This is a genomic window from Pseudomonas veronii (assembly GCF_001439695.1).
Classification (GTDB): Bacteria; Pseudomonadota; Gammaproteobacteria; order Pseudomonadales; family Pseudomonadaceae; genus Aquipseudomonas; species Aquipseudomonas veronii.
Window position 1 is genome coordinate 67688 of record NZ_JYLL01000028.1, and the last position, 13920, is coordinate 81607.

12 protein-coding genes and 5 pseudogenes are annotated in these 13920 nt (G+C 55.9%); 7 read left to right on the forward strand and 10 right to left on the reverse strand.

Translation table 11 applies throughout. The annotated features are described in order from the left end of the window. Positions 1 to 15: 15 nt before the first annotated feature. From TU80_RS24920 to TU80_RS24940, 5 genes are all read right to left on the reverse strand, one after another. A complete protein-coding gene (locus tag TU80_RS24920; protein WP_017847546.1) occupies positions 16 to 900 on the reverse strand; it encodes a LysR substrate-binding domain-containing protein in 885 nt (294 codons plus the stop codon). Next, a complete protein-coding gene (locus TU80_RS24925) occupies positions 900 to 1820 on the reverse strand; it encodes a LysR family transcriptional regulator (protein ID WP_057005620.1) in 921 nt (306 codons plus the stop codon). The genes TU80_RS24920 and TU80_RS24925 overlap by 1 nt, the downstream gene beginning before the upstream one ends. 18 nt (positions 1821 to 1838) lie before the next feature. Then, the gene (locus TU80_RS24930) at positions 1839 to 2471 is read right to left on the reverse strand and encodes a glutathione S-transferase family protein (RefSeq protein WP_046490607.1); all 633 of its coding nucleotides are present in this window, start codon (positions 2469 to 2471) and stop codon (positions 1839 to 1841) included. Between the two features lie 132 nt (positions 2472 to 2603). After that, positions 2604 to 3395, reverse strand: a complete 792-nt coding sequence (locus TU80_RS24935) for an ABC transporter permease (protein ID WP_017847549.1) — start codon at positions 3393 to 3395, stop codon at positions 2604 to 2606. Beyond that, positions 3392 to 4069, reverse strand: coding sequence for an ABC transporter ATP-binding protein (locus TU80_RS24940; RefSeq protein ID WP_057005621.1), 678 nt, complete (start codon positions 4067 to 4069; stop codon positions 3392 to 3394). The genes TU80_RS24935 and TU80_RS24940 overlap by 4 nt, the downstream gene beginning before the upstream one ends. A gap of 256 nt (positions 4070 to 4325) precedes the next feature. Between TU80_RS24940 and TU80_RS24945 the strand changes: the two genes are divergently transcribed. From TU80_RS24945 to TU80_RS24960, 4 genes and pseudogenes are all read left to right on the forward strand, one after another. After that, positions 4326 to 5531, forward strand: a complete 1206-nt coding sequence (locus tag TU80_RS24945; protein ID WP_057005622.1) for a DUF1835 domain-containing protein — start codon at positions 4326 to 4328, stop codon at positions 5529 to 5531. Positions 5532 to 5715: 184 nt separating this feature from the next. After that, positions 5716 to 5916, forward strand: a pseudogene (locus TU80_RS24950) (IS5/IS1182 family transposase); the annotation flags it as partial. Between the two features lie 353 nt (positions 5917 to 6269). After that, positions 6270 to 7256: a fatty acid desaturase family protein gene (locus TU80_RS24955; protein ID WP_057005624.1), complete on the forward strand. Its 987-nt coding sequence runs from the start codon at positions 6270 to 6272 to the stop codon at positions 7254 to 7256. A gap of 118 nt (positions 7257 to 7374) precedes the next feature. Continuing rightward, a pseudogene (locus TU80_RS24960) lies at positions 7375 to 8502 on the forward strand (aspartate kinase); the annotation flags it as partial. Positions 8503 to 8738: 236 nt separating this feature from the next. Here TU80_RS24960 and TU80_RS24965 read toward each other — a convergent pair. From TU80_RS24965 to TU80_RS32785, 4 genes and pseudogenes are all read right to left on the reverse strand, one after another. Beyond that, a complete protein-coding gene (locus TU80_RS24965; RefSeq protein WP_227778683.1) occupies positions 8739 to 9629 on the reverse strand; it encodes a DMT family transporter in 891 nt (296 codons plus the stop codon). A gap of 17 nt (positions 9630 to 9646) precedes the next feature. After that, positions 9647 to 10759 carry an ornithine cyclodeaminase family protein gene (locus TU80_RS24970; RefSeq protein ID WP_057005626.1) on the reverse strand — a complete coding sequence of 371 codons (1113 nt, stop codon included), beginning with the start codon at positions 10757 to 10759 and terminating at the stop codon, positions 9647 to 9649. A 615-nt stretch (positions 10760 to 11374) separates the two neighbouring features. Further along, entirely contained in the window at positions 11375 to 12289 is a 915-nt protein-coding gene (locus TU80_RS24975; protein ID WP_046490617.1) for a LysR substrate-binding domain-containing protein, read from the reverse strand. Positions 12290 to 12364: 75 nt separating this feature from the next. After that, positions 12365 to 12472 (reverse strand): annotated as a pseudogene (locus TU80_RS32785) (IS5/IS1182 family transposase); the annotation flags it as partial. Between the two features lie 22 nt (positions 12473 to 12494). Here TU80_RS32785 and TU80_RS24980 point away from each other — a divergent pair. Next, positions 12495 to 12722: pseudogene (locus tag TU80_RS24980) on the forward strand (DUF1835 domain-containing protein); the annotation flags it as partial. Positions 12723 to 12765: 43 nt separating this feature from the next. Here the strand turns inward: TU80_RS24980 and TU80_RS24985 are convergent. Further along, a pseudogene (locus tag TU80_RS24985) lies at positions 12766 to 13050 on the reverse strand (Hcp family type VI secretion system effector); the annotation flags it as partial. A 110-nt stretch (positions 13051 to 13160) separates the two neighbouring features. Here TU80_RS24985 and TU80_RS24990 point away from each other — a divergent pair. Together TU80_RS24990 and TU80_RS32030 are read left to right on the forward strand one after the other, a co-directional pair. Further along, positions 13161 to 13520 carry a hypothetical protein gene (locus TU80_RS24990; RefSeq protein ID WP_232925635.1) on the forward strand — a complete coding sequence of 120 codons (360 nt, stop codon included), beginning with the start codon at positions 13161 to 13163 and terminating at the stop codon, positions 13518 to 13520. A 147-nt stretch (positions 13521 to 13667) separates the two neighbouring features. After that, the coding region (locus TU80_RS32030; protein WP_082643895.1) for a PAAR domain-containing protein at positions 13668 to 13920 on the forward strand (253 nt) is incomplete at its 3' end.

Genomic DNA, 13920 nt, shown 5'->3' on the forward strand with positions numbered 1-13920 from the left:
TTCGGCAATCGAGCATTACGCCAACTGAAATGCCGGATGCTCGCGCAACGCCGCCACGCAGTGATCGACAAAACTGCGCACGCGCATCGGCGCCTGGCGGCCTTCGCGGTAGACCACGTTGACCGGCAACGGCGCCAGCTCGTGGGCGGGCAGGACGCGGCGCAATTGCGCGCTGACCAGGTGCTCGTGAACCGGGTAGCTCAGGCACCGGATGATCCCCGCGCCATGCACGGCCGCATTGATCGCACCTTGCACCGTGGTGCAGCGCAGGCGTGTACGCGCCTTGAGGTGGGTATGGGGGAAATCCCAGTGAACCTGATCGGCGCTGGCGATCAGGCGATGCTGCTTGAGGTCGTGCGGGTGCGCGGGTTCGCCGTGGGCCGCAAGGTAATCGGGGCTGGCGCAGAGGACCTGCCGCACCTGGCCGACTGGCCGCGCGATCAGCGACGAGTTGGGCAACGCACCGACCAGGATCGCCACGTCCAGCCCCTCTTCGTGCAGGTTCGGGTAATAGTCGTGGTAGCGGGCTGTCAGGTAAACATCGGGATGGCGATCCATATAACCGGCCAGGATCGGCGCCATCACATACCGGCTGAACAGAAACGGCAGGAACACCCGCAGATTGCCCTGGGCCTGCACATGCGAGCCGTTGGCCGAGGCTTCAGCGGCGTCCACGGCCGCCAGCAGGCGGACACAGTCGGCGAGGTAGGCTCGACCGGCTTCGGTGAGGCGGACACCCCGCGTACTGCGTTGCAGCAACGCCACCTGCAGACGCGCTTCCAAGCGCGCCAACGCGCGCACCAGCGTCGCGCCGGACACCCGGGCGCTGCGCGCCGCCGCCGCCAGGCTCGGTTGCCCGGCCAGCGCCGCAAACAGCTGCATATCGCGATAGCGCTCCATCAGTTCGGCCGCCGCGACGCTGGGTTCAGGCCACGGTCCTGCGCGAAATGCTGGGTGAGGAAGTCGACGAAGGTCTGCACCTTCGCCGGTACGCGGGCGCCCTTCTGGAACACCACCTGGATCGGCAGCGGCGCGGGCTCGAACGCGTCGAGGACAATCTCCAGTTCACCGGCCGCCACCGCCGCCGCCACTTGATAGGACAGCACCCGGGTCATGCCCCAGCCGATGCGCGCCAGGTTGATCGCGGCGTTGTTCGCCGTGACCACCAGGCGCGGTTCGATGGGCACCGTCAGTTCCTGCTCGCCGTCGACGAATTGCCATGCGCTGATCAATTGGCTGGCCGACGACGTAGCGATTTTGGCTTCACGCAACTGCGTGGGATGTTGCGGCCGCCCGTGCCGGTCGAGATAGCCGGGCGACGCACACACCACCCGCCGCACTTCACCGACCTGGATCGCCTGTTGCCCCGGCTCCTGCAGATGGCCGATACGCACGGCCACGTCGACACCTTCGTCGATCATGTTCACCACGCGATCGACCAGCAAAGCGTTGATGTTCACCAGAGGAAAACGATCGAGGTACGCCCCCAGCAACGGCGCCACATACAGCTCGCCAAACAGCACCGGGGCGGTCACGGTCAGTTGGCCGCAGGGGATGGAATAACTGCCCGCCGCCGCTTCCTCGGCTTCATTCAGCTCGGCGAGGATGCGTCGACAATCTTCCAGGTAGCGCTGGCCGGCTTCGGTCAGGTGCAGGCTGCGAGTGGTGCGCGCCAGCAGTTGGGTGCCGATGCGCTGTTCCATCGCGGCAATCGCCCGGGTCACGCTGGGCGGCGAGGTTTTCAGGCGGCGTGCGGCGGCGGCGAAGCTCTCCTCCTCGGCCACCGCGAGGAACACCTGCATTTCATGAAAGCGGTCCATCGGTGTCCCTCTTGAAGGTTACTGTGATTGCAGGCCCACCGCCGTGCGTGGCATGCCGACAAACCCCGGCAAGGCTTCGATACTGGCCAGCCAGGCGCGTACTTGAGGGTAGTCGGCCAGCGACACATTGCCTTCCGGCGCGTGAGCCACGTAGGTGTAGAAAGCGATGTCGGCAATGCTCGGCTGCTCACCGACCAGGAAGCGGCTTTGGCCCAACTGCTGCTCTACCAATTGCAACAAGGCGTGGGAGCGGCTGATGGCGGCGACGGTATCGACATCCGCGCCAAACACCACCGCCAGCCGCGCGGTCGCCGGCCCGGCGTGGAGCTGACCGGCGGCGGCCGACAGCCAGCGCTGCACACGCGCCTGCCCCAGCGGGTCGCTCGGCAGCCATTGGCCGTTGCCGTACTTGCTCGCCAGGTACAGCAGAATCGCGTTGGAATCGGCGAGTACGGTGCCGTTGTCATCGATCGCCGGCACCTGGCCGAACGGGTTGATCGTGTCGACGAATTCAGCGGTTTTGTGCGCGCCTTGCTTGAGGTCGACCAGGATGAATTCGCTGGGCAGGCTCAACAGCGACAGCATCAGCTCGACCCGGTGGGAATGGCCGGACAGGGGGAAACCATAGAGTTTGATCGCAGGCTGGGACATGAAAGGCTCCAAAGAAGTGGGGGTCTTGACGCCAGGCATGTTCCGCCGTGGCGCCTATCGATGGAATCACCAGGATTTACAATCGAGCATTTCACGCGGTGAAACAATCACCGACAGTCCATCGCCTGGCCGTCAGCGCTCTTGCAGCCGATCGCGCAAAAACCGATGGCTCCTGGAAAACAGGCGCCGGTAGGTGAGCAGCACCGCGCCGACCGTGCCCAACGCCGACGAAGCGGCGATCAGAAACATGATCACGATCTGGTAGCGCACCGCATCCACCGGGCTCTCGCCCGCCAGCACCTGGCCGGTCATCATGCCCGGCAGGCTGACGATGCCGACCACGGCCATCTGGTTCAGCGTCGGGATCATCCCGGCGCGCACCGCCTGGCGGATCGCTTCCTGCGCCGCTTCCCAGCGTGAGCCGCCGAGGGCGAGGATCATCTCGATGGTGTTGCGGCCCGAGGTCAGTTCCTGGGTCATGCGCTCGATGCCCAGGGACACGCCGGTCAGGGTATTGCCGAGGATCATGCCGAGGATCGGGATCGCGTACTGCGGCTCGTACCATGGGTGGATGCGAATCACCGCAAACAAGCCCACCGCCGTGACCAGCCACGAACTACCCCACACCGAGACGATGCTGTCGATCCGTTGCCCACGGTAAGTGCGCCGCCCGCGCCCCGCCGCCGACAGGCCGGCAATCAGGGTCATCGCGCACATCAGCGGCAGCACCACGTACCAATAGGCGAACGCGAACACCCAGCCCAGCAGGTAACCGATCGCCAGCAGTTGCACCACGGTACGCACGGCGGCCCACAGCAACTGGCGCTCCAGGCCCAGGCGCAACGCCAGCGACAGTGCGCCGTTGATCAGGATCAGCGCGGCGGCGATGGCCATGTCCAGCGCGGTCAGGTTCTGGTAGTTCATGCTTGGGTGGCTCCGCTCAGCACACCGGCGCTCATGTGCAGGTGGATGTCACTCATGCGTTGGGCCTGTTCCAAGTCGTGGGACACCCAGACATACGCGCGGGTCGGGTCATCGGCGAACCAGGCATCGATCAGCGCTTCGACATCACGCGAGGACGCGGGGTCGAGGGCGGCGGTGGGTTCATCCAGCAACAGCACCTCGGGGTTGAGCTGCAGGGTGCGGATCAACGCCACCACCTGGGACTCGCCGCCCGACAGGTCACTGGCATTTTTTGCCAGGAAGTCCGGCGACTTGCCGGCATGCTGCAGCAGCGCGGTGACGGTCGCCAGCTCGAAATGACGTTTACGCAGGCTCTTGAGGCTGAACGGGAAACGCAGGTTGTCCAGCACGGTGCCGTCGATCAGCGCCGGGCGTTGGGACAGGTAGCAGATGCGGCTGCGGTACTCGGGAATGTCTGCGTTAGCGATCGGCCGATGATTCCACAGGACCTGCCCCGATGCGGGCGCGTCCAGCAACGCCAGTGCGCGCAGGAACACACTCTTGCCGGAACCGGACGCGCCGGTGATCGACACGCGGTCGGCGCGGTGCAGGGCGAAGTCAGTGGGCTGGAGCAAGACCGCCTGGCGACGCTCATCCCGGCGCGCCAGGGCGCGGGTTTCGATCAGTGCGCTCATGGACGCGAGGCTCCTCATGTTTCGGTCAGGCGCAATGGTGAAGCAGGCGGGCAGGCTTTTCATAGCAAAAGTTCAAGCGATGGCGACCGGTCCCGTGGCGGGCGCCTTGCAATCACCCCCTGCCCTGCCTATATTTGCCGCCTGGCGCTCTCTACGCCACCTTCCGCGGAAAGGGCTGCGCCCAAGACAGTGAAGCACTCAATCATTTCTACGACTCCCAACCTTAAAGCGGAAAAGGTGTGTGCAAGGAGCTCGTATGTCGCAACGCCGCGTATCCTCGACCACTGATGGCCGTCTCAACCTTGAGCAGCAGCGCAAGCGCGCCAAGGAACTGTTGCCGCGCCTGAAAAGCGAAAACCCCGACGCCACCTTGTCCCAGGCGCAATGGCAGATCGCCAAGCAGCTGGGTTTCAGCAGTTGGCCGCAGCTCAAGGCCCATGTCGACGCCATCGACTTCGCCGCCCGCCATCCCGATTTCGCCGCCAGCGATGAAGCCCGCACCAGCCATTGGCGCTGTGGCAACGACATTGCCCACAGCCTGCAACTGGCGGGGTTCAAGGGGCACTTCCAGATGCTCACCGACCCGCTGTGCATGGGCCCGGTTCGCGACCTGCCCCGCGAGGCATTCCGCGCCATGCGCAGCGCGTTCATCAGTCACGCCTTTGCCCTGGGCGAAGCGGATGTGGCGCGCCGTGTCGCCGACGAATACAACCAACTGGAAACCTTGGCCAGCGCCGAACACAGCGTGCTGTGGTGCGAGGCGGATGCGTATGACCAACTGTTCCTGATCCGCGCCCTGGCCGCTCTTGACCAGGCACCGCGCAAGCTGGAGCTGATCGAGGTGGACCGCATCCCGGGGGTAGAACGGTTTATCGGCATTGGCCAACTGGCCCCCGATGTACTGGCGTGGTTATGGCCGCAGCGGCGCTTGATCGATGACGAGGCGGTGCAGTTGGCCAAACAGGCGTGGGCGGCGTATTGCGCCAGTTCCCCCGTGCAGTGGGCGGAACTGGCCCACGGGACGCACACGGCGCTGCCCTTTCTTGCACACGCCTTACTGCGCCAGTTGCAGGAGTTGCCCGGCAGTCAGGATGGTTTGTCACTGACCGAGCGCCTGTCCCTGGCCTACATCGCCGAAGCGGGGCCGGTAGCGTTCGGGCGCGTGTATGCCGAGTTGATGGCCAAGCGCGAACCGCTGCCGTTCCTCGGCGACATGATGTTCCATGCACTGCTGCGGCCGTTGATCGACGGCGAGCATCCTTTGTTGACGGAAACCGAGGCCCATCTTGAATGGCCTCGGCGGGTGCTGGCGCTGACAGCGCTGGGGCACACCGTGCTGGGCGGCGATGCTTATTGGCTGGACCACGCCAGCCATGAACGCTGGGTCGGCGGTGTTTGCCTGAGGCCCGGCCAATCGCATTGGGCCCTTGATGAACAGCTGTCGCCGGTATGGCGGCCTTGATTCGCGGAGGGGATTTCGTCCGGGCCGGACATAATATCTGTGAGGCCCAGTGCAAGGTGCTTTCAAGGTAATCACCACCGTCGATGACGACGAAGACTGGCGTCAAAAAGCGTTAAGGAAACTCTAAAAAACTCCCAGATTTGGTGAAATACCCGCCTCGCACAAATCGAACGGTTGAGCCCCGATGAAACAGATGTCCTTCGCCGATGCCGGGTATGCCGACAAACGTAGGCAGACCCGCCATGAGCGCTTCCTGATCGAGATGGATCAGGTCGTGCCCTGGAAGGGCTTGATTGCCCTGATCGAGCCGCATTATCCGAAAGGCGAAGGCGGTCGTCCGGCGTATCCGTTGCTGGCCATGTTACGGGTTCGCTTGATGCAGAACTAATGCGGACTGATCGCCCTGAAATACAGCGATCAGAGGAAAAAACCATGAATTAAAGACAGGAAAGGTCTGTTTTCGACCGACTCAGCATTTTTTGAACCTCAAGCAGCGAGGGCATCAAAAATCGATGAGTACTTCAGACCTTCCCTAAAGGCTGCAGGGCTTACGTTGATGACATTGCGCCTGATCATGGCCCTGCATTCGTAAAATGCCAGAGCATCGACCAATAGAGAAACTAATACCGAAGATAGCATTACTCCATTGCAGCCGATGCTGTCTTCCAATAAAAATTTGCGCTTGTTAAATCATCCTAAGGAGCAGGAAAACAAGTCTCTTGTTAGTACTGAGCGCATATGACAGACACACCCATTTACCCGCTGCTTATTGAACAAAACCACTCTGAAAATTACAGGGGAACACCAAAACTAGAGGCGACCCTCAAAAAGCATCTTATGAAGAAAACGCCTATCCGCACAGCACTCATATACTCTAACGCGGTACTTTTCATTTCGTTAGGAATCGCAGCGCTGCTCCTTGACGAAAACGGAACTATCAACCTCCCCTGGTATGGAAAAGTCCTGGATGTGATTTTTCTTGGATTAATTTACGCTCATTTCACAGAACTCCAACATGAACTACTACATGGGCATGCGTTTAAATCACAGAAACTGAACAGACTATTAGGGTTCTTCTGTGGTTTGTTTATGCTCAATTCATTTTCCCACTACAAATACCACCATCTTCGCCATCACAGGCATCTTGGCACTGAGCTGAATAGTGAGTTTTTCAACTACCCCAAAAAAGGAATGGACAGCCCTCTAAAGCTATTTAGCGCTGCAATGAACCCCAGCAGGTTTGGTCGCGTGATCAAACTTATGTTCAAAAGCCTGATTGGGATAAAACTACAAGACATAGAAGATAGCAAAGCGGAAAACAACGCCAGACAGGAATATCGTCTCTACCTCATAATCGTATTAACCACCATAGTTTTTACTTTACTTTCCGGCTCAACGTTTTTTGTTTTCGCCTGGCTCATCCCAATGATTTTGATTGCGGAGCCTGCCCACTATTTAATTGAACTTCCTGAACACTTCGGTCTAGATGCTTATAACGAACCAAACTTCAACAGAAATACAAGAAGCATCGAAGCATCATGGATTGCACGTTGGTATACGAACGGAAACAATTTGCACACCGCGCACCATAGCTTGGCCAGCGTCCCTATGGGTAATTGCCAAACCTTACATAATCTCGCTCGCTCAAGCATGGAAGTCATCGAGCCGAATTACTTGACCTTCTATCGAAAGGTTATATCCGGCGAAATCAAGCCATTCAAATAGGGAAGTGAATGATGAGAACAACAGTAATGAAATTTGGCGGTACATCTATGAAGGATCTGAAGGCGATACGCAGCGCAGCCTCTCATGTCCATGAAGCTGTAAAACTCGGAAAAAAGTTGTAGTGGTGGTATCTGCGCAAGCCGGTGAGACGGACCGTTTGATGGGGCTGATGAATAATTACTCACAACACATAAGCCATATTGCGATGGATATGGTTGTAAGTGCCGGCGAGCAAATAGCTGCCGGGCTCATGGTACAAGTGCTGCATGACATAGGGCTCAAGGCGGTCCCGTTGACTGGGTGTCAGGCGGGCATCGTGACGAACAACATCCATGCCAATGCGACTATCTCGAAGATCAAGACTGAAAATATACTTCGAGTCAGTGCAAGCGGTGTGATCCCGATAATTACGGGATTTCAAGGAATAACAAGTGAAGGCCTAATATCGACGCTAGGCAGAGGAGGCTCTGACACATCAGCGGTTGAGTTAGCTAAAGCCTTGGGGGCCGAAGCATGCGAGATATATACCGACGTGCAAGGAGTCTTCTCTTTGGACCCCCGCCTTAGCAAAAACGCAAGAATATTTACAAGAATATCGCACTTGGAAATGTTTGAAATGTCCACGCTAGGCGCAAAGGTATTACACAAGCGTGCGGCTTATGCTGGGATGGTTTCGGGGGTGAAACTTTTTATCAAACAGACCGGCAGTTCACAAAACGGAACAGTGATTGCTGGCGAACAAACATTTGAAAATCCTATAGAAGCCATTATAACCAGCTCGCGAAAGTCGACCCTAAGTATAAATCAATCTTATAAAACTCACGATGCTTTACAGGAGCTCTCTGATCATGGCATAGCTTTTGATATGTTACACAGCGACTCAGAAAGTCATTCCATTTACTGCATTGATCAATGCGATAAATCTCTAGCAGAAAATATCTTAGAAAGATCGCAGCTACTTAGGCGCGAAAGATCCGCACTATCAGACAACGACCTCATGAGGGTAAGCACTATAGGAAACCCAGCTCCTGCCCACCTCGACTCGATTGTAGAGATGATTATGTGTCATAGCGAGCTGCACAAATCCAAAGTATCCCACAGCGAGATCCGCAGAAGCGGCGTGTCTGTTACTGTTGAGGCAGAATATGCAAGCATTTTGGCGCAGATGTTGCACGATAACCTCCAGAAGCGACCTGTGCATTCTATGCAAACCCGCACGGAGACTGTGGGGTGCGCGTTTTCTTGATGTCATCGTGAGCAGACTGCCGCGATTTAGCCAGTAGAGGGTAGAGTTTGGGTCGTAGCTTGATGGCCCGTGGCTCTATGCGGTTTGGGTGATTTCGACTTTCTGATCTTGGCGTTGTGGCCAAAGTAACCGTCCGCCCACACCCCAAGGCTTAGGGTTACGCACGAAGGGATCTGGCGGGGGGGCAAGTAACTGCCATCCGTACAGGGACCTGTCCAAAGATTCAAACCCAAACTCTATTTTCGAAACCCGAAGATATAGATCATACCGCCGCTGGCCAGCACCATCCCGGCGACTTCGATCAGACTGGGTACTTCCGATAGGACGAAGATAGCCAGCACGGACGCTATGCAAGGGACCAGACCGCCAAAGATGGAGCCACGGGTTGCACCAAGCACTGTCACAGCCTTCGTATAGAACAGCAGGGCCAGAATCGCCGCAAATACGCCCTGGAATAGGGATTGGAAAACTATTTCAGAAACGGGTGCGGAGAGGATACCTGGGGTTCCCCAAATGAAATATAGAGGTAGGTAGAGCAACATGGAAATGACGGATACCAAAGCTGTGGCCTGGAACGCATCCACGTCCCATGCACGCGAGGCAATGGTATAGATCCCCCATAATGCTCCGGCAGCAATGAATAGCAGGTCTCCCAGCCAGGCCTGTCCACCGCTTTCCGACATGCTTTGCCACCCCGAAAGAGTCGCCCCTACCATGATGATAAAAATCCCGATCAGTACCGCTTTTTCCGGCCTGTCACGAAGGAAGAACCAGCCCCCAATTGTGGAAACCGCAATCATCGCACTGGGGATGAGAACGCCAGCATGTCCGGCGGGGGCATATGCCAATCCGAGGATTCCCAGAAGTACGTGCGGAATACCCTGCCCCACTGTAAGGAGCAGGGTTTTCGGCAGACCAAGCATGCCTGTCCCTTTCTTTAGAACAAAAGGCAGCAAAATCAATCCGGCCACCATAAAGCGTAAGGCCGCGATGTCATAGGGAGACAGCGTTTTTTGAACCCCAAAACGGGAAAGAACAGGCCAGGCTCCCCAGATAAGAGCAGATAAAAACCCAAAGAACACTGCTACAGATAGTGCTTTTCTGTCTATCAGAGTTGCGCTTGTCATGGCCTGTCTTTCTCTACTCATGCTAATTTTAAGGTACGGTCGTGCACTGTATTCTTGACGGTATCAAGAGCGTTCGCGGAATTTGAGAAAAGATATGGGTTCATGGGGTCATCACATCCCGCTTCAATCAGGATCCGCTGACCAAGCCCTAGTCTCTCCGCCTGATCGATCAAGACCTCGGTCATTATCTGATCTTCCAATGAAATACCGGTGCTATCAAAGATGGTCTGTTTCATCTGATATTGGATATAGGCTTGCGGCTCTTTCACTATTTTGTGCAGCTCAGGGCCGATATAGCCGTATTCGTCTTTACTCAATTGCTGGCATTCACCTTCGTTAATGGCCTGTTCCAGATAATCCGTGACAAGGAACGAGCTTTTGAGCAGCTCTGTTGATAATTCATATTTGCGCGGCGTGTCGGCACCAATAGCATTGATGTGTACATGTGGTTTCATCCCGCCAGCGTGGAGAACCGGGCCTGCATCAAGGCCAATGGAGGTGGCAACACAGATGATGTCGGACTCTGCCAGTACCCTTTCTTTGGAAGCGATGATCGGTGTAATTCCCAGGGCGGATACCCGCTTGGCGAAAGTTTTTTCCACTGCGGGGTCAATATCGTGGATCAAGACTGCGTCAAAGTCATAAATTCGACTGAGGGCATGGGCCTGGGTCACTGCCATGGCGCCAGCTCCGATCAGCCCAAGGGTTTTGCTTTCAGGATGAGCCAGCAACTTCGAAGCCACAGCGGATGCTGCGCCCGTTCGTACTGCTGTTGCAAATACTCCATCGATCACCGCAATAAGGTGGCCGTCCCTTACGTCATATAGGGAGTTAGTGGCCATGACCGTCGGCATGCCCCGGTTAAACGGATTTCCCGGATGGTAGCCAACAACTTTTAACGCGACATTTTTATCCCGGCGGTAAGCCGGCATAAACTCTATCAGCCCCATTTCCGGAGTTTCATAGACAAAACCGGTGCGCGGTTGTATTTCAACCTGGCCATCACCAAACACGTTGAGGGCATCACGTAGTTTTGCAATCGTTTCATCCATTAAAGTGTCGAGCCCGACGGCTGCGACAATTTCACCAATGTTTTCCTCAGAGAGGATAATAGTTGCTCGCTGTGCCACTTTGTCGCTCCTATATGTTCACATGATAATTGGTTTCAGTCTTATTCTGATGCTTGGTGCTGCGTACTTCGATTCGGCGGTATGCTGCGTTGAACGATCGAACCTCACCGGAAATTATCTTGGAATAGAAAGATCAATAGGATGACTCTATTACTTACATCTGATGTCTTCAGGCACGATGACCACTCATGGGGTGCCGACCATCGCGCGGAGGTATGGAGATTGTTGCAGCTTATGAACCATGCTGCCCGCGAGCCAGGTGGCTTCGATTGACGAGTATTACGCTCACATTGCGGCTTAGAAAATACGAGACTCTCAGGTTAGAGTCGATGGAGTAATTCTTCGATAGGCATTAGTTTTTCTAAAGAGATGACATCGCCAACCTATACAGCAACGTCGCACAGCAGAAGACTTTATTCGCCTTGTCGTACCTGTGGACGGTGCAAAAATGGTTGTTGAATGCGGGAGAAGTGCGTCTCTAATGCGGACTGATCGCCCTGAAATATAGCGATCAGAGGAAAAAACCATGAATTAAAGACAGGAAAGGTCTGTTTTCGATCGACTTAGCATTTTTTGAACCTCAGGCAGTGAGGGCATCAAAAATCGGTGGGTACTTCAGACCTTCCTTAGCGAACAGGCCAAGGAACTCATTAGCCAATCTTCGAATTTTTCCAAAGCCACCATTTTCTGCGTGTACTCAGGCTTAAAAAAAGTGTAACAGTTATCCTCCGGAAAACTAGTATCCAGCACCCTTACCAGTTGACCACTTTGTAATTCGTGATCGACTAGAATTGACTCTGTTAGAGCCAGCCCATGACCATGAATGGCTGCGGTCAAAGCCAGGTGCCCTTCTGTAAAAACGATACTCGCCTTACCAAGGTCCAGGGACAAGCCTAAATCAGCAAAGACATTTTTCCAGCTTTTATGAAGTTTTCTATGACTTTCAATTTTCGTTTCATAACTGATCAATTTATGTTCGCAAAGGTCGGCATACGTTTCAATTTTAGGTGTTTTTTTAATATATGCGGGACTTGCGACTATGATAACTTCTGAGCAGCCAAGTACTTTGCTATTTGATGGAAGATTTTCTCCCTTGCCAAATCTTATTGACGCGTCAATACCATGACTGCGAAAGCTTCTAACGTCACAAGACGCATCAATAACAACATTAAGATCCAAGTGTTTTTCGTAAAATTTATCCAGATTTGGAATAAGCCACTTTACGGCAAATGAAGGTGGGGCAGAAATAGAAAGTGTTGTTCTTTGCGTCCCGATGATCTCTTCCGCGACAGCGGCCAGTTCCCCTAGTGCTTTCTGAGCTACGCTGGCGAGCCGCTGGCCAGCCTCGGTTAGCGTTAGCCCTTTGGCATCCCTTATGAAAAGCGAGCAGTTCATGTAGTTTTCAAGAATCTTGATCTGCTGGCTGGTGGCTCCCTGAGTCACGCATAGCTCAGATGCAGCCCTGGTTACACTGAGATGCCTGGACACGGCCTCAAACGCTTTCACAGCATTGAGTGGCGGGGTTTTCATGGCTCAATCCTTAAGAATGTCTCGTATCCATCGAACAATCACGCCATCGACTCTAATCTAAGAGTCCCCTGTTTCCTAGGCACTGTACGAAAAGTATTGCCGCAGACACCGCATGGCACAGGCCAACGAGACCATCGCCGCAAAATTTTTCGCGAGCTTCTGAAAGCGCGTAAAAAGACGTTGCGCTGCCGGTATTTAGGGTGATCTGCAGGATGGTTTGTCACTGACCGAACGCCTGTCCCTGGCCTACATCGCCAAAGCCGGGCCGGTAGCGTTCGGGCGCATGTATGCCGAGTTCATGGGCAAGCGCGAACCACTGCCGTTCCTCGGGGACATGATGTTCCATGCACTGCTGCGGCCGTTGATAGACGACGAGCATCCTTTGTTGACGAAAACCGAGGCTCATCTTGAATGGCCTCGGCGGGTGCTGGCGCCCGGATGCGCAAAGACCCGCTATCCGGGCACAAGGTGCGGCTTCAGGCTTTAACGTTCTGCCGGATATTCCAGCCGAACTTCACTGGCCCACCGTCCTTGGCGCCGTCGGCCTTCTGCGGCTGGTAGCTGACGTCGACGCTGGCGAAGTTCAAGGCGATGCTGTCGTAGAGCACCTCATCCTTACTTTCAGCAGCGGTGCCGTAGGACACCACCATGACTTCCTTGAGGGTGATCACCAGATACTCCACTGGGCTGGAACCGCCCGCCTTGCGCACTACCAGTCTTGCTTCGGGATAATGCTTGCCGGTCGCGCAGGCCATCATCAGCAGGCATCTTTATTGAAAACCATTGGGAATTCATCAAGCGGTACATGCCAGTAATCGGAGCAGACATTCTTGTCGCATGCACCTCAATAGGATTGACGGCGATCCTGACAATGCTCACCTATCTCTCGACGTCCCCCATTGGTTTTGCTACCAAGACATCATTTTTCGGCGCTACGGGGCTTGGTGCAGTATTTGCCCTTGCCAAATACGAAGTGTTATACGGACGCATCCACTGGGTCTGGCTGAACATGGCGATATACCTCATCTGCCTGCTGGTATCACTTCCCGCAATCGCCTACCGCCCCAACGCTTATCTCTACTCCATGGCCCTCCTCAGCCCCCTGATCGGCCTACTGATCCTCAACAGCAAGCGCTGCCGCGAACTGCGCCACACGATGCTAGAAATCCGCCACAAGCGCGAAGCCATCATCGCCACCCTGAAAAAACAAGGCCGCTGGAAATGGTGGTAACACGAGCGGTTGCTGACACCCCCGACTTTCGGCCTCACCAACCCGATAACCGAAGCAACCTACATCCGGCTCGGAAGCATCTGACTTCTCGTCCTCGCCTGCCGTGCCTAGCCTGCTGGTCCCTGCTAACAAAAGGACACGGCTGGCATGCGGCGCTATTTCATTACCCGAGGAGCCAAGACCACCGCTGGCGGGACCGTCGTCGGCGGTTTGACGGGCTTTCGCATCACCCAAGTGGACATCGCCCTTGAAGGTCATGAGGTGCGTTGCCCGATGTGCAAAACCACCGGAGTCATAGTCTGTGTTGGCCCGCGCCTGGAGCAGTGGGCACGAGGGCGACGGGTGGCGCTCTCGGACGATCTCTGCCGCTGTAAATGCGACCCGCCCCCGCGCCTGCTGG

Coding starts and splice junctions, on each gene's coding strand:
- TU80_RS24940 (WP_057005621.1), bottom strand. CDS start 4,069: ATGAGCGCACTGATCGAAACCCGCGCCCTGGCGCGCCGGGATGAGCGT.
- TU80_RS24990 (WP_232925635.1), top strand. CDS start 13,161: ATGCTCACCTATCTCTCGACGTCCCCCATTGGTTTTGCTACCAAGACA.
- TU80_RS24945 (WP_057005622.1), top strand. CDS start 4,326: ATGTCGCAACGCCGCGTATCCTCGACCACTGATGGCCGTCTCAACCTT.
- TU80_RS24935 (WP_017847549.1), bottom strand. CDS start 3,395: ATGAACTACCAGAACCTGACCGCGCTGGACATGGCCATCGCCGCCGCG.
- TU80_RS24965 (WP_227778683.1), bottom strand. CDS start 9,629: ATGACAAGCGCAACTCTGATAGACAGAAAAGCACTATCTGTAGCAGTG.
- TU80_RS24920 (WP_017847546.1), bottom strand. CDS start 900: ATGGAGCGCTATCGCGATATGCAGCTGTTTGCGGCGCTGGCCGGGCAA.
- TU80_RS24975 (WP_046490617.1), bottom strand. CDS start 12,289: ATGAAAACCCCGCCACTCAATGCTGTGAAAGCGTTTGAGGCCGTGTCC.
- TU80_RS24955 (WP_057005624.1), top strand. CDS start 6,270: ATGACAGACACACCCATTTACCCGCTGCTTATTGAACAAAACCACTCT.
- TU80_RS24925 (WP_057005620.1), bottom strand. CDS start 1,820: ATGGACCGCTTTCATGAAATGCAGGTGTTCCTCGCGGTGGCCGAGGAG.
- TU80_RS24930 (WP_046490607.1), bottom strand. CDS start 2,471: ATGTCCCAGCCTGCGATCAAACTCTATGGTTTCCCCCTGTCCGGCCAT.